Annotated in this window: 18 protein-coding genes; 9 read left to right on the top strand and 9 right to left on the bottom strand. The window is 66.3% G+C overall.

Annotated elements, in window-relative coordinates; all coding sequences use genetic code 11:
• Positions 1-81 precede the first annotated feature (81 nt).
• The 3 genes from F8S13_21360 to F8S13_21350 form a co-directional block, all read right to left on the bottom strand.
• Positions 82-2,691 carry an XRE family transcriptional regulator gene (locus F8S13_21360; GenBank protein KAB8141069.1) on the bottom strand — a complete coding sequence of 870 codons (2,610 nt, stop codon included), beginning with the start codon at positions 2,689-2,691 and terminating at the stop codon, positions 82-84.
• Between the two features lie 93 nt (positions 2,692-2,784).
• Positions 2,785-2,985, bottom strand: coding sequence for a hypothetical protein (locus tag F8S13_21355; protein ID KAB8141068.1), 201 nt, complete (start codon positions 2,983-2,985; stop codon positions 2,785-2,787).
• A gap of 379 nt (positions 2,986-3,364) precedes the next feature.
• Positions 3,365-3,880, bottom strand: a complete 516-nt coding sequence (locus F8S13_21350) for a hypothetical protein (GenBank protein ID KAB8141067.1) — start codon at positions 3,878-3,880, stop codon at positions 3,365-3,367.
• Between the two features lie 151 nt (positions 3,881-4,031).
• Between F8S13_21350 and F8S13_21345 the strand changes: the two genes are divergently transcribed.
• Positions 4,032-4,424: a RidA family protein gene (locus F8S13_21345; GenBank protein ID KAB8141066.1), complete on the top strand. Its 393-nt coding sequence runs from the start codon at positions 4,032-4,034 to the stop codon at positions 4,422-4,424.
• On the opposite strand, the gene F8S13_21340 is transcribed toward F8S13_21345, so the two are convergent.
• The 6 genes from F8S13_21340 to F8S13_21315 all read right to left on the bottom strand — a co-directional run bounded on the left by F8S13_21340 (position 4,421) and on the right by F8S13_21315 (position 13,972).
• Positions 4,421-5,368: an ABC transporter ATP-binding protein gene (locus F8S13_21340; protein ID KAB8141065.1), complete on the bottom strand. Its 948-nt coding sequence runs from the start codon at positions 5,366-5,368 to the stop codon at positions 4,421-4,423. The genes F8S13_21345 and F8S13_21340 overlap by 4 nt on opposite strands.
• The gene (locus F8S13_21335; protein ID KAB8141064.1) at positions 5,365-6,339 is read right to left on the bottom strand and encodes an ABC transporter ATP-binding protein; all 975 of its coding nucleotides are present in this window, start codon (positions 6,337-6,339) and stop codon (positions 5,365-5,367) included. The genes F8S13_21340 and F8S13_21335 overlap by 4 nt, the downstream gene beginning before the upstream one ends.
• Before the next feature lie 27 nt (positions 6,340-6,366).
• Entirely contained in the window at positions 6,367-7,518 is a 1,152-nt protein-coding gene (locus F8S13_21330; protein KAB8141063.1) for an ABC transporter permease, read from the bottom strand.
• A gap of 13 nt (positions 7,519-7,531) precedes the next feature.
• On the bottom strand, positions 7,532-8,683 hold the full coding sequence (locus tag F8S13_21325) for an ABC transporter permease (GenBank protein ID KAB8141062.1): 1,152 nt from the start codon (positions 8,681-8,683) through the stop codon (positions 7,532-7,534).
• 516 nt (positions 8,684-9,199) lie between these two features.
• Positions 9,200-10,804 (bottom strand): HlyD family efflux transporter periplasmic adaptor subunit, encoded by a 1,605-nt coding sequence (locus tag F8S13_21320; protein ID KAB8141061.1) that lies wholly within the window; start codon positions 10,802-10,804, stop codon positions 9,200-9,202.
• A gap of 180 nt (positions 10,805-10,984) precedes the next feature.
• Positions 10,985-13,972, bottom strand: coding sequence for a hypothetical protein (locus F8S13_21315; protein ID KAB8141060.1), 2,988 nt, complete (start codon positions 13,970-13,972; stop codon positions 10,985-10,987).
• Positions 13,973-14,195: 223 nt separating this feature from the next.
• Between F8S13_21315 and F8S13_21310 the strand changes: the two genes are divergently transcribed.
• The 8 genes from F8S13_21310 (at position 14,196) to F8S13_21275 (ending at position 21,941) form a co-directional block, all read left to right on the top strand.
• Positions 14,196-14,840 carry a hypothetical protein gene (locus tag F8S13_21310; protein KAB8141059.1) on the top strand — a complete coding sequence of 215 codons (645 nt, stop codon included), beginning with the start codon at positions 14,196-14,198 and terminating at the stop codon, positions 14,838-14,840.
• Positions 14,841-15,386: 546 nt separating this feature from the next.
• Positions 15,387-16,295 carry a ribokinase gene (rbsK, locus tag F8S13_21305; GenBank protein ID KAB8141058.1) on the top strand — a complete coding sequence of 303 codons (909 nt, stop codon included), beginning with the start codon at positions 15,387-15,389 and terminating at the stop codon, positions 16,293-16,295.
• 418 nt (positions 16,296-16,713) lie between these two features.
• Complete coding sequence (locus F8S13_21300) at positions 16,714-17,673, top strand: ABC transporter substrate-binding protein (protein KAB8141094.1); 960 nt, start codon at positions 16,714-16,716, stop codon at positions 17,671-17,673.
• Positions 17,674-17,997: 324 nt separating this feature from the next.
• Positions 17,998-18,978, top strand: coding sequence for a methionine ABC transporter ATP-binding protein (locus F8S13_21295; GenBank protein ID KAB8141057.1), 981 nt, complete (start codon positions 17,998-18,000; stop codon positions 18,976-18,978).
• Positions 18,975-19,628, top strand: a complete 654-nt coding sequence (locus tag F8S13_21290) for an ABC transporter permease (GenBank protein ID KAB8141056.1) — start codon at positions 18,975-18,977, stop codon at positions 19,626-19,628. Before F8S13_21295 ends, F8S13_21290 begins: the two co-directional genes overlap by 4 nt.
• A 55-nt stretch (positions 19,629-19,683) precedes the next feature.
• Positions 19,684-20,394: a hypothetical protein gene (locus F8S13_21285; protein ID KAB8141055.1), complete on the top strand. Its 711-nt coding sequence runs from the start codon at positions 19,684-19,686 to the stop codon at positions 20,392-20,394.
• A gap of 15 nt (positions 20,395-20,409) precedes the next feature.
• Positions 20,410-21,333, top strand: a complete 924-nt coding sequence (locus F8S13_21280) for a carbohydrate kinase family protein (GenBank protein ID KAB8141054.1) — start codon at positions 20,410-20,412, stop codon at positions 21,331-21,333.
• A 221-nt stretch (positions 21,334-21,554) separates the two neighbouring features.
• Entirely contained in the window at positions 21,555-21,941 is a 387-nt protein-coding gene (locus tag F8S13_21275; GenBank protein KAB8141053.1) for a response regulator, read from the top strand.
• The last annotated feature ends 5 nt before the right edge of the window (positions 21,942-21,946 follow it).

Genomic DNA, 21,946 nt, shown 5'->3' with positions numbered 1-21,946 from the left:
AACCATGGAGGAGGGGTGGGCGAACAGCGCCCAAGCGCGACAAAAACCGTGACAGCCAGCGTGACAGCCGCAGCGCCGCAGCTACGCGCTGAACAGCGCCAGCAATGCGGCGGGCTGATCGGGGGAGAAGGTATCGGCCAGGGCGAGCGCGGCGGGGCTAGGCGGGGCCGCATCGGTGTGCACCATGGCCCGCCTGCGGGCCTGGGGCCGCACGCGCGGGTGGCGCTGCGCATACCAGAGGGCCGCCAGCGCCGCAGCTGGCTGCGCCGCCAGCTCGAACTCGGCCAGCGCCACCAGCAGATCGAGCGCGATCGGCAGCGGAGCCGCCGCCGACACCGCAAGGGCGGCGCGATAGTGCTGGCGGGCCTGGCGGGGGTTGCCCTGCGCCTCGGCCAGATCGGCCATATGCCCCAGGGCCTGCGCCTCCAGCCAGCGGTCGCCGATCTCTCGGGCGATGGAGAGGCTCTCGCCAAGCAGCCAGGCGCTCTCGGAAAGCTCGCCGCGCTGCCGCGCCACGCGTCCCAGCGTCTGCAGGGCCAAGCACATCTGGAAGCGATCGTGGTGGGCGGCGGCCAGGGTCAGGCACTCGCGGCAGGCCCGCTCGGCCTCATCGCACTGGCCCAGGCCGAACGCGCTCAGGCCCAGGTAGTTGAGCGTCAGCGTCACGTGGCGCGGGTCGCCCACGGCCCGCGCCGCCGCAAGGGCCGCCTGCAGGTGCGGGCGGGCCGTGGCCGCATCGGTGCGCAGCGTCTCTAGCACGCCGCGCACCACCAGCGCCACCGATGCGGCCCAGGCGTCGCCAGCCTGACGGGCCAGCAGCAGCGCCTCAGCCAGCAGCACCTCGGCATCGGCGTAGTCGCCAGCGAAGATCTGCAGGTAGGCCAGCCCCTTGATAATATGCATCAGCCCCCGCAGGGGGTCGAGACCGCGCATGGCGGCGGCGGCCTGGCGCATCTGGCGCTCGGCGTAGGCTGGATCGCGGCGGAGCGCATGCCAGCCCTCGCGGGCCACCAGCAGCCAGTAGCAGATCTGTGTGCTCTCGCTGGCGACGCCCGCAAGCACAGGGCCGTGCAGGTGGGCGCTGGCCCGCGCAAAGGCGGCCTCGCCCTCGGCATTCCAGCCGCGCAGCTCGTAGAGCCAGTCGAGGGGAAAGAACATCTGGCGCAGGGCATGTGCGTCGCCGTGCTGGCAGGCCCAGGCCCACGCAGCGCGGATATTCTCCATCTCGATGATGATGACCTGGGCCGCGCGCTGCTGCTCGCCGCTCTTCAGGGCCGCATCCTGCCCGGCCAACCAGCCAGCGTAGAAGCGCGCGTGGCGCTCGGCGGCGGCGGCGGCCACATCCGGCTGTCCAGCCAGCCGCGCGGATGCGTACTGGGCCACCAGCTCGTGCAGATCGTAGCGGGTCGCCCCGGTGGCATCGCTCTGGCGGCGCAGCAGCGACTTATCGACCAGCGCCGCCAGCAGCGGCAGCAGGGCGCGCTGGGGGCGCTCGCCCCCGCCTGGCTCGGGGCCGAGCACCGCCGCGATCGCATCGCGGCCCGCGCCGCCGCGAAACAGCGACAGCGACAGCAGCACCAGCTGCTCATCGGGGCCGAGCAGCTGCCACGAGTGGTCGATCACCGCGTGGAGCGAGCGGTGGCGATCGGGCAGGCTCCGGTCCGAGATCGACTCCATATCTGCGCCGTGCCGGATCTCGGCGGCGATCTCATCGCACGAGAGCACGTGCGCCCAGCTCGCGGCCAGCTCGACCCCCAGCGGCGCACCGCCCAGCATGCGGCAGATCTGGGCCACCGCACGGCGGTTCGCGGGGGAGAGCTTGAAGTCGGACTTGATCTGGCGGGCGCGCTCGACAAACAGTGCCACCGCCGCCGAGCGCTCGATCGAGCGGGCGCGCTCATCGGCGGGCAGCGCCAGGCCAGTCAGCTCGATCACCCACTCGTCGCGCTGGCGCAGGCGCTCGCGCGAGGTGATCAGCAGCTGCGCCAGCGGGGCCTCGCGCAGGATCGCGGCGAGCAGGGCCAGCACGGCGGTGCTCTGGCTCTGCACCAGCAGGTGCTCAAGATTGTCAAGCACCAGCAGGGTGGCGCGTTCGCGCAGGAAGGCCAGCAGCGCCTGCTCGGGGTTCTGCGCAGGGGCGATCACGCAGCCGACCGCCTCGGCGATGGTGGTGACCAGCATGCTGGCGTGCGCCACGGGGGCCAGCGCGACAAACGCCACCATGTCGAAGGCCGACGGTGGCAGGCTGGCCACCGCGTGCAGCGCCAGCCGCGTCTTCCCAATGCCGCCCGGGCCAAGCAGCGTGACCAGCCGCCGCCGCTCGTGCAGCAGCGCCGACTCTAGGCGGGCCAGGTCTTCGCCGCGACCGATCAGGGCGTCGGCGGGGGCGGCGGGGCGGGCGGCAGCAGGATCGGGCAGGGCCAGCGCGGGGAGGGGCGCGCCGGCATCGGCCAGGGCTAGGGGCGCGCGGGCGCGGGCCAGCTGCACAAACTCGCCGCGCTCGGCCTGGGGAAGCTCCAGCGCAGCCGCAAGCCGCGTCGCCATCTCGCGCGAGGGGCGACGCCGCCCGCTCTCAAACGCGCGCAGGGTCTGCGGCGAGCATCCGACCAGCTCGGAGAGCGACTCCTGGGTAAGATCGCGCGCGGCGCGACACTGGCGCAGCAGTGTGCCAAAAGACCGCATCTCAAGCATAGGTTCCAGGCCGATCACATGAATATCCCCGTTTAAATATTGTAGCACCTCTGGCTATAATAGCTGTACCCGGCATCACAGCGTGCCATCGTGCTAAACGTGTGGGCGCGCCCATTTTCTCGCAGCCGCAGCCCCAAAGCCAGCCCCGACGCCCAGCACCACCGCGCCCCAGCGCACCATATTGCCCAGCGAGAGCGTGCGTGTAATCTCGGCCCAGTCGGCCCAGCCGCGCGGCGCGATGTGGCCCAGCGCATACCCGAGTGATAGCGGCGGCTCGCCGTCGAAGACCAGCAAGAAGCCGTAGAACAGATACTAGACGGCGATAGCGCGCACCCACACCAGCGCGCCCGCCGCGAAGCCCGCAGCTCAGCGGCGGCCACCGCCAGCGCTAGCAGCAGCCACACACCCCACATCGCGGCAAACCCCACGACCAGGCCAAAGACACCGAGCGGCGGGAATACCTCTTTCAGCATCTCCCTCGCATACCAGTCGGCAACCCCGAAGCACAGGCCAAGCAGCGCATAGCCCAGCCAGCGGCGCAGAGAAATCACGAGTAAGCTCTTTGGATATTCGATAGGCTGGCAAGAGGATGTTTGCAGGCGTGGCCTAGCAGCTGTGGTTGCCGCAGCTGCTAGGTCGGCCCAAGATGGCAGCGGCCAGCCAGCGCCGCTTGCTAGCCAGCCCGATTCAGCAGCAGCGTGATGCCCACCGCAATCAGGAAATAGAAGATCACCGCAGCAAGCGAGATCAGGCCCGTGAGCACAAACTTGAGCGCGCCGCTCAGATCGCTGCGGAAGACATAGCCGTTGATATAGGCCGCCCCCGCGCCAAACAGCCCGCCCAGCAGCCCGCCAACTACGATCAGCGCGAACGGCAGCACGCCCCACACCCACTCGTACCACTTGAGCGGCGGCGCAGGCTGGATGGTCTGGCCATCGATCACCACCTGCGGAACCGGATCGATCACGTTGGTCACGCGGAACAGGGCCACTGCATCTTGCCCGTCGTTGCGGCGCAGCAGCATCTGGTTGCGCTTCGGCCCCTTGGGCGCTGGCTGGCCATCCAGCAGCAGCTTGGGCCCAGCCAGAAACCCACGGCTGCGCACCTTGAGATCGCGGCCCTCGAACCCCGGCGCGGTGATGGCGTACTCCACGGTCTGCTCCTTCTTGGTGTGGCGCGGCTGCGCCATGCACCGTCAATCTGCGATATATGCGCACCGATTGTAGCGCATCTTGCACAGGGCTGGGTGGGCTGGTGCACGGGCAGCGGCGGCACACGCCCGGCTCGCCGCGCCGCGTGCTATACTTCCGCCGGAACCCTCATACCCAAGGAAGGAACCCATGGCCAACTTTTACAACCCGGCTGGGCTGCCCAAGCCAATGGGCTACAGCCACGCGGTCGAGGCGCGCGGCGGGCGCACGGTCTATGTCTCAGGGCAGATCCCGCTAGATGCCGAGGGCAACCTGATCGGGCCGGATGACATGGCCGCCCAGGCCGAGCAGGTGTTCCACAACATCGCGCAGGCGCTGGCCGCCGCCGGGGCCGACTTCTCGCACGTGGTCAAGCTCACCTTCTTCCTCACCGACATTGGTCAGATCGCCGCGGTGCGCGCGGTCCGCGACCGCTACATCAACACCCAGCAGCCTCCGGCCAGCTCGGCGGTGGAGGTGCGCAGGCTGGCCCGCGACGGGCTGCTGGTCGAGGTCGAGGCGATCGCCGTCATCCCCGACTAGGGCGGTGGCGCGCGCACCGAAGAGATGAACACATCCTCCAGGGTGGGCGCGATCGGCACCAGGCCGCGCACCGCGATGCCCTGGGACTCCAGCAGCTGCCGGATGCTGGCCTGCGCCGCCGCCGCATCCGGCGTGATAGCGTGGATCTGCGCCCCGTAGAGCGCAACCTCTTCCAGCGGGATGCGCCCATCCCGCTGGGCCTCCCTCAGCAGCCGCATACCGCGCTCGGGGTCGGCGGGGGTGATCTCCAGCACCTGCCCGCGCATCTGGCGCTTGAGCGCGGCGGGCGAGTCGAGCGCCACCAGCCGCCCCTGGGAGATCAGGCCGATCCGTTGGCACAGCTCGGCCTCCTCCATATAGTGCGTCGTCACCAGCACGGTCACACCATCCTTCGCCATAGCGTAGATCAGCTCCCAGAACTGCCGTCGGCTGGTCGGGTCGACACCTGCGGTCGGCTCATCCAGGAACAGCAGCTGCGGGCGATGCACGATGGCGCAGCCCAGGGCCAGCCGCTGCTTCCAGCCGCCCGAGAGCGTGGCCGTAAGGCTCTGCTCGCGCCCCTCCAGACCCGCCATGGCGATGATCTCAGCGCTGCGCTGGCGCAGCGCGGCGGGGCGCAGGCCCTGCACGCCCCCGTAGAAGCGGATATTTTCAATCGCCGTCAGGTCGTTAAACAGCGTGAACTGCTGGGTCATATAGCCCACGCGGGCGTGTATCTGCTTGGCCTGCGTCGCGGTGTCGAATCCCAGCACCAAGGCCCTGCCGGATGTCGGCCGCAGAAGGCCCAGCAGCATGCGGATCGTGGTGGTCTTGCCCGCGCCATTGGGGCCAAGCCAGCCGAACACCTCGCCCTCACCCACGTGAAAGCTCACATCATCCACAGCGGTGAACTGGCCAAACCGCTTCGCCAAGTGCTCTACCACAATCGGGTGCGGCTCGCTCATGATACCCTCCCCGGCTGCTCGGAATCGGCCTGCCTGCGCACTAGGCTGATAAAGGCCTCCTCCATCCGCGTCTCGATCTGGCGGATCTCGTCGTGGGCGATACCATGGGCCGCCAGCGCCGCAGCGATCTGCCCCGCGCGCCGCGCCGGATCATCCACAAACACATGCAGCTTCTCGCCGTAGGTCTGGGTCTCAAGCACGCCCTCCAGGGTAGCGCACAGCTGCTGCGCGGGTGCGAGCGGGGCGGGGGCAAACTCGATCAGGTGCCCCTCGACCATCGCCTTAATCTGCTGGGGCGATCCGCTGGCGATCATGCGGCCCCGGTAGAGCAGCCCGATATCGGTGCAGCGCTCAGCCTCATCCATATAGGGCGTACAGACAAAGATCGTCAGGCCCTGGGCCGCGCGCAGGTCGCCCAGCAGGCCCCAGAACTCGCGGCGGCTCAGCGGGTCGACGCCCAGGGTTGGCTCATCCAGCACCACCACCTTGGGTGCGTGCACCAGGCAGCAGGCCAGCGCCAGCTTCTTCTTCATGCCGCCGGAGAGCCGCCCGGCCAGGCGGTCGGTAAAGCTGCCCAGCCCGGCGAAGTCGAGCAGCTCGGGGATGCGCTGCCGCTGCTGCTGAGCGTCGACGCACTGCACGCGGGCAAAGAAGCGCATGTTCTCCATCACGGTCAGATCGGCGGGCAGCACATTCTGCTGGGCGATATAGCCCACCTGCTCGCGGATGCGGTAGGTGTCGCGCATCGAGTCGAAGCCCAGGATGCGGCTCTCGCCGGATGTGCGGCTGAGCAGCCCAAGCAGCAGCCGCACAGCGGTAGTCTTGCCCGCGCCATCGGGGCCGATCAGGCCGTAGGTGCCGCCCGCGCGCACCTGGAGCGAGAGCTGCGCGAGCGCCTCGGTCTCGGCCCTGCCGTTCTTGAAGCGCTTGCCCAGCTCGCGAGCCTCGATCGCATAATCATAGGAAGGCATCGAAGATCTCCTCTTGCTGCGCTGCGGCTAGTCGAGGCGCGGCAGAAACGTGCGGCTAGCCAGTAAAATGGTGATGACCGCGTAGATCAGCAGCGCGATGGTGTCGCCCGCCAGAAACTCCATGCCCACACCCTTGGTGATAATGCCGCGCGAGATCCGCACAAAGTAGGTGAGCGGAAAGATATCGCTGAGGATCTGCGCGCCTATCGGCATCGCCTCGCGCGGGTAGAGCACGCCGCCCATAAACGTGCCCAGCGACATCGGCATTGCGCTCATCTGGTAGGCCTGCCACTGTGTCTTGGCGCGCGCCGAAAGCAGCAGCCCCAGCCCCAGGCTAGCCACAATAAATAGGGTCGAGAGCAGCAGATAGATCAGCAGGCTGCCGCGAAACGGCACACGGAACCAGAAGACCCCGACGGCCAGCGCCACCAAAGTGGTGAGCACGCACAGCACCAGCAGCGGGATGAGCTTGCTCAGCACGATCTCGGCGGGACGCGCAGGTGTGGCCAGAATCTGCTCGATCGCGCCAGTCTCTCGATCGCGCACAATCATCAGGGCCACCTGCTGCACCGCCAATGTCTGAAGGATCAGGCCGATCAGCCCAGGCACGATAAACCATTTATCGATCTGGTCAGGGTTATAGAGCATCCGCGTCTGGGTGGTGATCGGCAGCGCCGAAGAGCCTACCGAGGCGCTCAGGCCGCCACCGCGCCGCGCCACGGTGATGGCGGTGAGGTCGGCGGCATAGCGCTGCGCGATCTGCGCGGCCCCGGCGTAGCCAGTGCGCACGCTGAACGAGTCCGAGCCATCCAGCAGGATCATCACATTGGCGCTGCCGCGCTGGGTGCGCGCGGCGAAGTCGGGCGGGATGATCACGCCCACCTTGGCCTGGCCTCGGTCCAAGGCCTGGAGCACCTGCTCCTCGCTCTGCAGGCGGATGGTCCAGTCGAAGACCTGCGAAGATGTGAGCGACTGGATAAAGGCGCGGCTGGACTGATCGTCGCTCTGATCGACAATCGCGGTGGGCAGATGATCAACCGTCATCGATACGGCGTAGGCAAACAGGAAGAGCTGCACCAGCGGCAGCGAGAGCAGCAGCACCAGCGAGCGGCGGTCACGCAGCATCTGTGTCACCTCTTTCTCCACCAGGGCAAAAAGACGACGTAGCGCATTTCTCATCACATTCCTCCCATCAGTCCAGGCTCTGGCGAAAGAGCTTGGCGCTGGCAAACAGGATGGCGGCAAGCAGCCCAAGCAGCGCCAGCACCGGCCCCCATAGCTCGGGGATGCCCACACCCTTGAGAAAGATGCCCCGCGAGATCGGGATGAAGTAGGTGAGCGGGAAAACATACCCCAGGGCCTTCAGCAGCGGCGGCAGCGCGTAGGATGGGAACAAAAACCCCGAGAGGAACATGGCCACAAAGGTGATCAGCACGGTAAACTGCATCGCCTGGGTCTGGCTCTGGGCCACAGTGGAGATCACCAGCCCCAGCCCTAGCCCACAGACCGCGTAGATACAGCAGAGCACAATAAATAGGCCGAGGTTGCCTGCAAAAGGCACGCCAAACAGCGTGGTGCTTAGGACCAGCACCGTGATGATATTGCACGCGACGATGGCCAGATTAGGGATGGTCTTTGCCAGCATCAGCTCGATAGGCCGGATGGGCGTGACCAGCAGCGCCTCGATCGTGCCGCGCTCGCGCTCGCGCACCACAGCCATGGCGGTCAAGCCCAGGGTCTGGGCCTGCAGCGTGTTGGCGATCAATCCAGGGATCATGAACCACAGATCTTTTAGCGCCGGGTTGTAGAGAATAGTGATATGGGCAGTGAGCGGCGGGGCGATCTGGCGCTGGGTAGTGCCAATGGCATACTGCTGCGCGATGGCGGCGGCGGCGCTAGCTGCCGACTGCGCCGAGAAGGCGTTTGAGCCATCCATCACCAGCAGCACCTGCGCCGTACCGCGCTCGACCCGCGCCGCAAAGTCCGGCGGGATGACCAGCCCAATAGTTGCCTGCCCCGCATCGATCATGCGGATGATCTCATCCTCGCTAGCTGCATGCGCGGCTATATCAAACGAGCCAGAGCTAACCATGGCGTCCAGATAGGCCCGGCTGCGAGCGTCATTACTCTGATCGGCCACAATCAGCGGTATGTGCGTGATGTCCATATGAATAGAGCTTGCGATGATCACAAGCTGGAGAAACGGCGCGATCAGCAGCATGATCAGCGTAGCTTTCTCGCGCCCCACCTGAATAAACTCTTTTTGGATCAGCGACCAGATCCGTTGGAACATAGCTTTTCTCGCTTTCTTTTCCCCCTCCAGGCGGTTGTAGATCTTGCCCATTGAAAAAGCAGGCGTATCTTTTTTGTGGCCAGCATCTGCCGATTGCCTGCTCTATGCTTCGCACGTTGGTCGCAGCTGCCAAAAGACAAGCTATGGGTTACCCGAAGCATAAAAAGGCTGCTACAAACCGCGCACGCGACCCGCCGCAACACGATTCAGTATGAAAACTCTGCGCACGCGACCCGCCGCAACACGATTCAGTGTGAAAAATCTGCGCACGCGACCCGCCGCAACGCGTTTCCGTGTGAAAAATCTGCGCACACGACCTGCCGCAGGCTGCAACGATACGCATGCACGCCGCACGAATAGATTCGTAGGAGAATCAGGTACTCACGCCTTTTGCAATGATACTCACGCACAGCACCATTGACAGCGCATCCACAAAAGAAGCCGCTCATACGATCCAATCGATTGCCGTGCCACGCTGGCGGCAGGCAGCGGCGGTGAGACAGCGCACGCGCTCTACAGCAAAGCAGCAGAGCTGCCTCACCCAACCCTCCACCTACCTCCACACCGCTACTCGATGATCACGCCATCGGCGGGCATACCCGGCTTGAGCGCGTGATCTTGGTTGGGGATCGTCACCTTGACCGCAAAGACCGTGGTGGTGCGCTGATCTTTTGTCTGCACATTGCGCGGGGTAAACTGAGCCTCCTGGGCGATGTAGGTGACAGTGCCATCGAACACGCGGCCAGGGAAACTATCTACTGTCACCTGGGCGCGCTGGCCCTGGCGCACCTGCCCGATCTCGGTCTCGGCAATGTAGAGCGTCAAGTGGACCGTGTCGAGCGTGCCGATGGTGAGCAGGGTTGCCCCAGCGGATGCCAGCTCGCCCGCGTGCAGCACGCGGCTGAGCACCACCCCGCCGCTTGGGGCCACAACCGTGGCCTTGGCGATCTGGACCTCGATCTGGCGCTGGGCGGCCTGGGCCTGCTGCACCGCCGCCTCGGCGGCCTGGATCTGCTCGGGGCGCGACCCGCTCTTGGCCTGCTCAAGCTGGGCCTTGGCCTGGGCCAGCGTCGCATCGGCGGCCTCAAGCTGGGCCTTGGCCGCGTCGGCTGCCGCCTGGAGCTGCAGCGGGTTTGCCCGCATCTGCCTGGCCACATCCAGCGCCTTCTGGGCATTTGCCAGCGCGGTCTCGGCCAGCGCCAGCGCCTCTTTGGTCGCGCCGTTGCGCAGCTTGGCCAGCGCCGCATCGGCCTGCTGCACCTGCGTGTCGGCCTGCTGCACCCCCGTGACCTCGGCCTGGCGCGCGGCCTCGGCGGCGACCTGGGCCTGCTGCACCGCCGCCTCGGCGCTGCGCAGCCGGGCCTCGGCCTGGGCATAGGCGGCATAGTAGCCCGCGCGCTGGCCGTCGCTCACCTTGTTATCTTTTTCCTTACCGCTGCTGTCGGTCACGCGTGGGTCGATCGGGTCTTTGCCGGTCTCCTGCACATAGTCCCAGTTGCTCTTGGCCTGCGCATAGCTGGCCTGGGCTTGGGTCAGCGCCAAGGCGGCCTGCTGCACCTGGGCCTCAGCATCGGTTTTTGCCGCCGAGAGCCTGTCGCGGGCGGCCTGCGCGCTGGCCTGGGACTGAGACAGGCTGGCCTGGGCCGCGCTCAGATCCTCGGGGCGGGCGCTGGCGCGTAGCTGGGCCAGATTGCGCTGGGCCGTATCGCGCTGGGATTGGGCCTGCACCACCTGGGCATCCAGATCCTGCGGGTCCTTGAGGATGGTGAGGGCATGTTCATAGGCCTTGGCCGCGCCATCGCGCTGGGCCTGGGCGTGATCGACCTGGGCCTGGGCCGTGGCTATATCCTCGGGGCGCGCGCCAGCCCTGGCCAGCGCCAGATTTGCCTTGGCCACGCTCACGGCGGCCTGGGCCTGGCCAAGCTGGGCATCCAGCAGCGCCGTATCCAGCACGGCCAGGGTCTGGCCAATTTCGACATCCTGCCCCTCATCCACCGCCAGCGATCGGATCTGCCCTGACACCTCGGAGGTGATCGCAATAGTGTCGGCCTCGACCGTCCCCGAGCCGGTGATCCTAAGGCCCTGGGTCGAGGCATTGGCGTTCTGCGCCCACCACCACCAGCCAGCCCCAACAGCAAGCAGCAGGATCACTGCGATAATACGTGCTCTCATCTATCACCCCCCTATCTCCCCAGCGCCCGCGCAAGCCGTTGCGCGATAGACGCCCCAAGGGCTAGACTCTCGCTCATCACTGGCGAAAGTCTAGCCCTTGGTGGAAAAGCCGCCTATCTCCAAAAAGCGGTTTGTAGCGGGGAATGGCGCAAGGCGAGCGCCGCTGTTGGGGAACTGGCGCTAGAGCAGACCAAGCCTGCGCGCCGCCGCGACGGCCTGTGTGCGGCTATGGACACCCAGCTTACTGTAGATATTCTTGAGGTGCATCTTCACGGTGCTGGGCGCGATCACCAGCGAGCCAGCGATGGCGCGATTGGGCTGACCAATCGCCACCAGCTGCAGCACCTCGCGCTCACGCTCGCTCAGCAGCGCGGGCGGGGCCGCAGCGGCAGCTGCCGGGCGTGGCGGTAGCGCTGCAACATCCAGCAGGCGGGCCACAAAGGCAGGTGCGATACCGCAGGAGCGGGCGCGGCGCAGCAGATCAAGCATCGGATCGCCGAGATCGAGGAACGTGCGCATGATGCTATCACGCTCGGCCTGCGCCAGGGCCAGGGCCAGCACGTCCAGAGCCTGCTCCTGCTCGCCCACAGCAGCATAGGCCAGGGCCAGCAAAGCCCGCACATCGATCAGCTCGCCAAAGCGCCCATCCTGAATAGCCAGGGCCTGCTGCTCAACGAGCAGCGGGATCGCGCGCGCCGCATCGGTGGCCAGATACACCCGCGCAATCGTGAGCGGCTCGGAACCCCACACGTACTGCACCAAGAGGGGGTGCTGAAGCGCTTCGCTCAGCCAGGCAAGCGACGCTTCAAGATTGCCCTGCTGCAGCCACAGCCGGGCCTGAAATGACTGGGCCACGCGATACTCGATCGGCTGAGTCGCCACATACTGCACCGCCTGCGCCATACACGCGCGCGCCTCGGCGGCATCGCCAAAAGCCTGGTACACCCGCGCGATCACCACGCTGTTAAAGGCCTGCTGCTCGGTGCTACCGATCTGCTGACCCAGCGCAAAGCCGCGCTGCGCCAGCAGTAGCGCCTCGTAAAAATTGCATTGCTCATAGTAGATCTCAGCAAGCTGCGCCGCCGCCAAGCCAGCGCTGATCGGCACCGGCAAGCTCGGATCATCAAGCGGGGCCAGAATCTGGCGGGCTTTCTGTATGGCGCTGGCTATCTTCCCCTGCGAGCGAAACACATAGATCATCAGCATATCTACCCAGGCATAGACGATCTCGCCGCCATACGATGCCGCATCGACCATCCGATCCTCTAAAAAAGCAACCGTCTGCTGCATCTTGCCGCGCATCCACAGCATGCTGCCCATGATCATGGTTGCGCCAAGCCGCAGAATGCTGCGCTGGGGCGGCAGCAGATCGAGCGCCCGGCCAGCATAGTCGATAGCGCTCTCCATATTGCCCTGGGTCGAAGCCACAATAGACTGCAGCGCCTCCAGCTCGCCGGGGCGCATGGCCAAGCTCGGATCGCTATCGGCATAGGCGGTGGCCTGCCGCGCGTGTTCCATAGCGGCGCTGGCATCCTCCAGCCGCCCCAGGATAGCTAGCGCCGCAGCATAGTAGATATTCAGGCGGTAGCGCCGCTTGAGCTGCTGCGGCGGCAGCAGCTCGGCCCAGCGGATGATGATAGCCAGCTCGCCGCGCATCATCAGATCCTCAACCAGATGCTCCACCCACCGCACCATCTGGCCCCAGTCCTCGGCGCGCTGGCAGTGCTGCAGCGCCTCCTCGTACAGGCGCTGGCCCCACAGCCAGGCGGCAGCGCTTCGATGGATACTGCGCGGCAGTTCAGGGCTGGTCTGGGCTAGGCGCAGACGCAGCACCTGGGCAAAGAGATGGTGGTAGCGATACCAGCGGCGCTCGCGGTCGAGCGGCACGATAAAAAGGTTGAAGCGCTCGACCTGATCAAGCGTGGACTGAGATGCAGGCGCACCCTCGGGAAGCAGCACATCGCACAGCGGGGCGCAGAAGCGGTCGAGCAGGGCAGTGCGCAGGAGAAACTGCTGGATGTGAGCGGGCTGCTGGGCCAGCACCTCGTCGATCAGGTAGTCCCAGATATAGCGATCTTCGCCGCCGATCTGCACAGGGCGCTGATCCGGATCGAGCTGACCCTGGATGGAGATAGCCGCAAGCTGAAGGCCCGCCACCCAGCCCTCGGTGCGCTCGACCAAGTGGTGGATAGACTCGGGGGGAAGCTCGCGCCCCAGCAGCAGGCGCAGCAGCGCGGCGGCCTCGTCGCCAGTGCAGCGCAGATCATCGGCGCGGATCTCGCCGAGCAGGCTGCGGGCACGCAGGCGGGCCAGCGGCAAGCCAAGATCGGTGCGGCTCGTGATCACCAGGTGAAAACGCGCGGGGAGGTAGGTGATAAAGCTGGCGAGCTGCTGCTGGATCGACTCGGACACGATCCCATGAAAGTCATCAAGCACCAGCGCCAGCTCATCCGGGCAGGCCGCCAGCGCGTTGATCAGGGCCGTCACCGCCGGATCGACCATGCCAGGGCGGGCGACCCGCAGCAGCGCGGTGGCCTCGGATCCCACGCCGGGCCGCACCTGCTGTAGCGCCGCCACTAAGTAGGTCCAGAAGCGCACCGGCTCGTTGTCGGCCTCGTCCAAGGTCAGCCAGGCCGTGCGCACATCGCGACCCAGCGTGCGCAGCCACGAGGCCACCAGCGTGGTTTTGCCAAAGCCCGCTGGCGCCACCACCAGCGTGAGCGGGCGGTCGAGCGCCAAGCGCATGCGGTCGAGCAGGCGGCTGCGGGGCAGCATGCCCGCACGAGCGGGCGGGGGCATGAGCTTGGTAGAGATCAGGCCGGGGGAGGCCAAGCTGGGTGCAGGGGGCGGCGCGGCAGCCGCGGGCGGCACGCCAGCCAAGGCCGCCGCCGCCGAGGCTAGGCGCTCGGCGCTCAGATCGGGGGCCTTGCCCAGGTAGGCGCGGCGCAGCTTGCCATCGCGCCTGCGGTAGGCCTTCCAGTACCATCCGCCACGCTGGCGCGGCTCCCTGCGCGCGGTAAAGCTGCCGCGCTCACCCTGGTAGGTGAATCCGCTGGCTTCATCAAGCCACGCGAACCACGCGGGCGAGCCGACCACAATCGCGGTCGGCTCGCCGCCATCGTCAAGAATCAAGACATCGCCCGCAACCTTTGGCGTGGCTGTGGCCATAGTTCCCCCCAGTTCCCCAACACGCGCAGCAAGTATACCCACTGCCAAAAGAGCACGCAAGATCGCAAAAGACGCCGGGGTAAATAGGGCCGAAGCCGCCCAGATTTCAACCTATGCTGAGCAGGCAGGGCGGGAATACGCCGAGATAGCGACCGCACCGCCACAAAATGCGGCGGCATCTCACCCAAACACGACGCCACGTTAGCAGAAAGCGACCGCACCCATGGAGAAAACCAACTACACCAAAACACTCGCGCAGCTCTACCAGCCCAGCGCCACCGCCTTCAGCGTGGTGGATGTACCGCCCATGGCATTTCTGATGATCGACGGCCACGGCGACCCGAACCACACCCCAGCGCACACCCAGGCCGTAGAGGCGCTCTACGCCGTGGCCTACCGCGTCAAGTTCATGTGCAAGGCCCAGACGGGCCACGACTATGTGGTGCCGCCGCTAGAGGGCCTGTGGTGGGCCGATGATATGGCCGCCTTCACCAGCGGGCTAGATAAGAGCGCGTGGGACTGGACGATGATGATCATGCTGCCGGAGCAGGCCGCAGGCGCAATAGCCCAGCAGGCCATCGCCGAGGTCGCGCGGGCCAAGCAGCTGCCCGCGCTGGCCAAGATTCGGCAGCAGATCTACCATGAGGGCTGCTCGGCGCAGATCATGCACATCGGCCCCTACAGCGAGGAGGGGCCGACACTGGCGCGGCTGCACGATCAGTGGATGCCGCAGAACGGCTACACCTTCGGCGGGAAACACCACGAGATCTATCTGAGCGATGTGCGACGCACCGCGCCCGCCAAACTCAAGACGGTGCTACGCCAGCCCATCCGCAGGGCTGGCGTGGCAATGGATGCCAGCGCGTGAGGTCGCCGCGCCGTGCCCGCACCGCACGCGCGCATTGCCCAGATCGTGTGCCCACACGATGCCTGCGATATAGTTCATCGAGTGCAGGGGCGGGCCTGGTGCTCGCCCACGCCGCATATCATCGTCGTCATCGAACACACATCCGATGCGGGCGATGCATGCGGCGTGAACCGCATCGCCATGCGCCGCGTTCATCGCAACTTTACCCGATGCATGCGGCGCATGGCGATGGGGCGGACACACGATCCGCCCCTACACCCGTTGCGTCGCATTGCGATCATCGGATTGGGGGCGATGACCACAATGTAGGTCATCGGCCATCGAGCACGAATGGTTGCCAAAAAAGTGATATTGGCTTGAATCGTTGCTTGCGTAGGGTTCATTGATCGGTATCGTGTTCCTACCATTACCCGCGCGGCAAGCGCACACCTCCGATGCTCCGCATAGCGTTGTGCTGCGGGCAGCCGTACAATAGCAGTGCCGCAGCTATGGCGGTGAGCAGATTGAGGCATAGGCCCTGCGGCCCCAAACAGATGAGGAGCACCCATGAGCATCGTGGTCTTTGGCAGCATCAATATGGATCTGGTCGCCAGCGTGGCCCGCCTGCCGCAGGCGGGCGAGACGCTGAGCGGCAGCGGCTTCGCCAGCGTGCCGGGCGGCAAGGGCGCAAACCAGGCGGTGGCATGCGCGCGCCTGGGCGTGCCCACCGCGTTTGTGGGAAAACTCGGGGCCGACAGCTTTGGCCACGAGCTGCGGCGCGGGCTTGAGCGCGAGGGCGTGGGGGTGACTGGGCTAGGCACAGCGGCAGATCTGCCCAGCGGCATCGCCGTGATCACCGTGGACGCGCGGGGCGAGAACACCATCGTGGTGGTGCCGGGGGCCAACGGGGCCGTGGGCGAGGCCGAGCTAGATGCGCTGGAGCGCCAGCTCGCCGGTGCGAAGGTGCTGCTGCTGCAGCTGGAGGTGCCGCTGGCGGCGGTGGAGGCCGCAGCGGCGGCGGCGCGCGAGCGCGGGGTGCTGGTGGTGCTCGACCCGGCCCCAGCCCAGCCGCTGCCAGCCGCGCTGCTGCGCCAGGTGGACATCATCACCCCCAACGAGACCGAGGCAGCGGCGCTGGTGGGCTTCGCGCTAGCCGACGATGCGGCGATCGCCCGCGCCGCCGAGCTGCTGTGCGAGCGCGGGGCAGGCGGCGCGATCATCAAGCTGGGCGGCAGGGGCGCGTATGTGCTCGCGGGCGGGCGAGGGGTATGGCTGCCCGCCTTCGCAGTAGAGGCGGTGGACACGGTGGCGGCGGGCGACGCCTTCAACGGCGCGCTGGCCGCCGCGCTGAGCCTGGGGATGCCGCTTGAGGAGGCGGCGCGCTGGGGCGCGGCAGGCGGCGCGCTGGCCACTACACGGCGCGGGGCCCAGGCGGCCATGCCCACCCGCGCCGAGCTGGCCGCGCTGCTGGGCTAGGGCAGGCGGGCCGCAAGGCCATGATCTCCGTCACGCTCGCCACCTGCGGCAAGGGCACCGCAAGCGCCATGATCAGCGCCTCGCCCCCGCCGCATGCGCTGCGAAGAAAAGCCCTCGCCGTACTTCCGCAGCTGGCAGCGGCGACACGCCACGGGGATGACCTACACCTCGAACGCTCGCCAAAAACACCCACCAAACACCTGCGCTCAAGGGCAACAGGGCAAAATTTCAGTCTTACGATGTATTCTTTCGTTTCCATACAATGTTTATCAACAATCATTTCTATGCTATAATCGCCCCGTGGCGTCAACAGCGAATTTCGGACAGCCTCCAGGCGAGGCGACCGAGCAGGCATCGTATTCAATCGCGCCACCGGTTTGGAAAGAGGGAACAAATGCTCAAACAGACTCTCCGTGTCATGCCCGCGCTTATCGCGCTTGGGGTTGTACTCTCGGGCTGCGGCGCAAGCGCCAGCGCGCCCGCCGCCACCAGCGCGCCCGCCGCCACCAGCGCCGCCACGGCTGAGGCCGCCGTAACTGAGGTTGCCGCCACCGCCGAGGCAACCGTAACTGAGGTCGCCGCCACCGCCGAGGCCGCCACGGCTGAGGCCACCGCCGAGGCCGCCACCACCGCCGAAGCTGCCACGGGCGAGCTGATCACGGTGCGCGTGGGCGCATCGCCAGTGCCGCACACCGAGATCCTGAACTTCATCAAGGAGAACCTGGCCGCAAAAGAGGGCCTGAACCTTGAGATTACCGAGTTCACTGACTACGTGCTGCCGAACACGGCCCTAGCCGAGGGCCAGCTAGACGCCAACTTCTTCCAGCACGTGCCCTACATGGAGACCTTCGCCAAGGAGAACAACATCCCGCTAGTGGCTGTGACCAACGTCCACATCGAGCCGCTGGGCATCTACTCCAAGAAGCTGAAGGCCCTGGCCGACGTGGCCGACGGCGCGACCGTGGCCATCCCCAACGACGCCACTAATGGCGGGCGCGCGCTGCAGCTGCTGGCCGCAAACGGCCTGCTGACGCTGAAGGACGGCGTGAGCACCAACGCCACCAAAGACGACATCACCGCCAACCCCAAGAACCTGAACATCACCGAGCTTGAGGCCGCCCAGCTGCCGCGCTCGCTGGATGATGTGGATCTGGCCGTGATCAACGGCAACTACGCCATCGAGGCGGGCTTCACGCCCAGCAAGGATGCGCTAGCGCTGGAGTCGGGCCAGAACAACCCCTACGCCAATGTGCTGGCCACGCTGCAGGGCAAGGAGAACGACCCCGGCATCCAGAAGCTGGCCAAGCTGCTGAACAGCCCCGAGGTCAAGAAGTTCATCGAGGAGAAGTACCAGGGCTCCGTGCTCCCAGCCTTCTAGCCACAATCCTGTAGGCAACTCTCTCGGCTTTGCCGCTGCCACCACGCAGCGGCAAAGCTTTTTTCGCATCAAATAGGGCAGGGCCTATACGTTCTCGGCAGACTGAAGATTCTTTTACCACCAAGACTCCAAGACACCAAGGTCAATAGAGAATCAATACCACGAAGACGCGGAGGCACGAAGGAAAAACGATCCGCCCTCAAGATACCAAGATGCAAAAAAACATCGGACAGAACGCATAGACCCAAGTCAAATAGGGCGCGCATTTGTGCCAAAGCGCACTTTTCGAGTACACTACGGCATACTCAGACGAAACGAAGTGACATGATCCATATCGAACACCTACGTAAAACCTACGGCGCGGGCGAGCAGCGCGTGGCCGCACTGGATGACGTGAGCCTCGACGTGCAGGCGGGCGAGGTCTTCGGCGTGCTGGGCCAGAGCGGCGCGGGCAAGAGCACTCTCATCCGCTGCGTGAACATGCTGGAGCGCCCCACATCCGGCTCGGTGGTGGTGGATGGCCAGGAGATGACCGCGCTGGCCGGGGCCGAGCTGCGCCACGCCCGCCAGAAGATCGGCATGATCTTCCAGCACTTCAACCTGCTCTCCTCGCGCACCGTGGCCGAAAACATCGCGCTGCCGCTTGAGGTGATCGGCGTGGACCGGCAGGCCCGCGCCGCCCGCGTGGCCGAGCTGATCGACCTGGTGGGACTGACCGAGCGGGCCAAGGCCTACCCGGCCCAGCTCTCGGGCGGGCAGAAGCAGCGGGTGGGCATCGCCCGCGCCCTAGCTAGCCAGCCGCAGGTGCTGCTCTCCGACGAAGCCACATCGGCGCTCGACCCGCAGACCACGCGATCCATCCTGGAGCTGCTGCGCGACCTCAACCGCAGGCTGGGCCTCACCATCCTGCTGATCACCCACGAGATGAGCGTGGTGAAGCAGATCTGCGACCGCGTGGCGGTGCTGCGCGATGGCCGAATCGCCGAGCAGGGCACCGTGGCCGAGCTGGCGGCCCAGCCCGCCTCGCTGCTGGCCCGCGAGATCTTCCCGCAGCACGCCGAGCACACCCCGCAGCCCGGCGCAACCCTGGTGACCATCACCTACACCAGCGGCTCCGCCGACGAGCCGCTGCTCTCGAACCTCGTGCGCAACTTCGACATCGACATGAACATCCTGAGCGGCAGCATCGAGCTGGTCGGTGGCCAGCGGATCGGCCAGATGCAGATCGAGCTGAGCGGCACGCAGACCGCCGACGCGCTGGCCTACCTGCGCGGCCAGAACCTGCACGTGGAGGTGCGCGCGTGAGCCAGACCCTGATCAACAACCTGTGGAAGGCCACCGGCGAGACATTCTATATGGTGGGGATCTCGACGCTGATCGCGATCATCTTCGGGCTGCCGCTAGGCATCGCCCTGATCACCACCGACCGCAACGGGCTGTTTCCCAACCGCGCGGTCAACCAGATCCTGGCGGCAATCATCAACGTCGGGCGCTCGCTGCCTTTCATCATCCTGCTGATCGCGATCATCCCGTTCACGCGGCTGGTCGTGGGCACATCCATCGGCAGCACCGCCGCGATCGTGCCGCTGGCCGTGGCAGCCATCCCCTTCTACGCCCGCGTGGCCGAATCGGCGCTGCGCGAGGTGGACCGCGGGCTGATCGAGGCGGCCCAAGCTATGGGCTGCACCAACGCCCAGATCATCACCAAGGTGCTCATCCCCGAGGCCATCCCTGGGCTGGTCAGCGGCGCGACAATCACGATCATCAGCCTGATCGGCTACTCGGCCATGGCGGGCGCGGTGGGCGGCGGCGGCCTGGGCAACCTGGCGATCACCTACGGCTACCAGCGCTTCCAGGTGAACGTGATGGTGGCCACCGTGGTGGTGCTGGTGGTGCTGGTTCAGATCATCCAGTGGCTTGGCGATATCTTGGCCAAGCAGCTGCGGCACCGCTAGGCAGAAAACCTGCGCTGCTCACACTGAGAGCGCATAGCGATAGAAAGAAACCAAGATGTGGCAGCGAAGTAATGTTCAGGCGGCGGTCGATAACAACATCGTGTGGTGCGAGACAGTCTACCGCAGCCACGGCAGGCCCGGCCAGTGGAGCCACAGCCTGTGGTACAGCGAGCAGGAGGGCCTGCCGCTCTACCCCCGCGCCATCACGCGCGCGCCCGAGCAGGCCAAGGCCCAGCTGCAGGGCATCCGCCAGCTGCGCGACGCCGCGCCACATCTTGCGCTGGGCGTGAAGGACAGCTTCCACGCGCTCGACCTGAGCGCCGAGGGCTTCCGCAGCATCATCCAGGCCAGCTGGGTGTGGCGCAGCGCCGACACGCCCGCGCCCGCAAGCGCCGCAGCATGGTCGCGCATCACCACGCCGCAGCAGCTGGCCCACTGGGAGCAGGCCTGGCAGGCCGACCCGGCCAACGCCCCTGCCGAGTCGGCCCAGCTGTTCCAGCCCGCGCTGCTGCACGATGCGCGGATCGGCTTCTTCGCGGCCTACCGTGGCGAGCAGATCGTGGGTGGGGTGGTGGCGAACCGCAGCAGCGGCGTGGTGGGCATCAGCAACACCTTTGGCGACGACCTCGCGGGCGGCATCGCTGCGGTGATCGCGGCGTTCCCGCGCACCCCGCTGGCGGGCTACGAGTCCGGCGATGCGCTGGCGGCGGCGCTGGATCTAGGCTTCGAGCAGGCTGGCCCGCTGCAGATCTGGGTGCGCGCCTAGCAACAGGAGAAAAAGATGGCAGCGCCGTTTGAGGTTGTGGTGGTTGGCAACATCGGGATCGACACCAATATCTACCTGCCAGGGGCGGATATCGACTTCAGCGTCGAGGCCAACTTCACCGAGGATCTGGACTATGTGGGGCAGGCCGGCGGCTACAGCAGCCGGGGTTTCGCCCAGCTGGGCAGACACACCGCCTTCATCGGGGCGGTGGGCGACGACTACCACGCCGATCACATCCGCGCCACGCTGGCCGCCGATGGCGTGGATGCCAGCGCGCTGTTCATTGATCCGGCGGGCACATGCCGCAGCGTGAACATCATGTACCGCGACGGGCGGCGCAAAAACTTCTACGATGGCAAGGGCCACATGCAGCTCGCGCCCGACCTGGCCAGCGCCGCCCAGGTGCTGGCGGGCGCGCGGCTGGCGGTCTTCCACCTGCCCAACTGGGCGCGGCAGCTGCTGCCGATCGCCCGCCAGGGCGGCAGCGTGATCGCATGCGACCTGCAGGATGTGACCGACCCCAGCGACCCCTATCGCCAGGATTTTATCGCCAGCGCCGACATCCTGTTCTGCTCGGCGGCCAACTTCCCCGACCTGGCGGCGCTGGTGGGGCCGTGGCTGCGGGCAAGGCCCGAGCTGATCGTGGTGGTGGGGCGCGGCGCGCAGGGCTGCGCGGTGGCCAGCAGCGCCGGTGTGGCACACTACCCGCCGCCGCCGCTCGACCTGCCGATCGTGGATAGCAACGGCGCGGGCGACGCGCTGGCGGTCGGGTTCCTAACCAGCTATGTGCTGGAGGGGCGCAGCATCGAGGAGTCGGCGCTGCGCGGGCAGATCGCGGCCCGCCACACCTGCGCGCAGAAGGCCACATCCGACACGCTGATTGGGCGTGCTGCGCTAGATTCATATCACCGTGCGATCAGATCGCTCGCGAGCTGCTAGGATGAAATAGCGATGCTTGTGCTATAATGCCAGTACTTCTTCTACAGAGTTTGGCACCTGAGCAGCACGCCAGGCCAAGCGCCCCGCACGCCATGTCGCGCACGCAGCATCTCGGCATCTACGTCTCTCTCGCTTTGCCCTAACAAGAAAGGGCTGAGATTTACGCAGTACCCGCCGCGCTACCGTCAAAATGTGATACAGTCTTCCTAACTGTAACGCCTATGATGAGCACATCCATGACACCACCCTACCACATCCTAATCATCGACGACTCGGACCTTGTCCGCAACCTGATCAGCAGGATGGTTCAGCATGCCTACCCATCGGCGCGGATCTCGAAGGTTGCCAATGGCAAGGCCGCGCTCGACTGCTTTGCCAGCGATAGCGCCGATCTGATCATCACCGACGCCTATATGACGCCAATCGACGGGGTGGCGCTGACCACGATGCTGCGCAGCCAGGATGTGCGGGTGCCGATCGTCATCCTGTCGGGGGACAGCGGGGTCGAGCCGCTGGCGCGCAAGGCCGGGGCCAGCGCGTTCATCATGAAGCCATTCTCATCGGCCTCGCTGGCCAAAGAGCTGCACCAACTGCTGCCCCAGGCATAGCCGGT

This window comes from Chloroflexia bacterium SDU3-3 (assembly GCA_009268125.1).
Classification (GTDB): domain Bacteria; phylum Chloroflexota; class Chloroflexia; order Chloroflexales; family Roseiflexaceae; genus SDU3-3.
The sequence above is the reverse complement of the archived record's forward strand: the minus strand, read 5'-3'. Positions and strand labels throughout refer to the sequence as shown.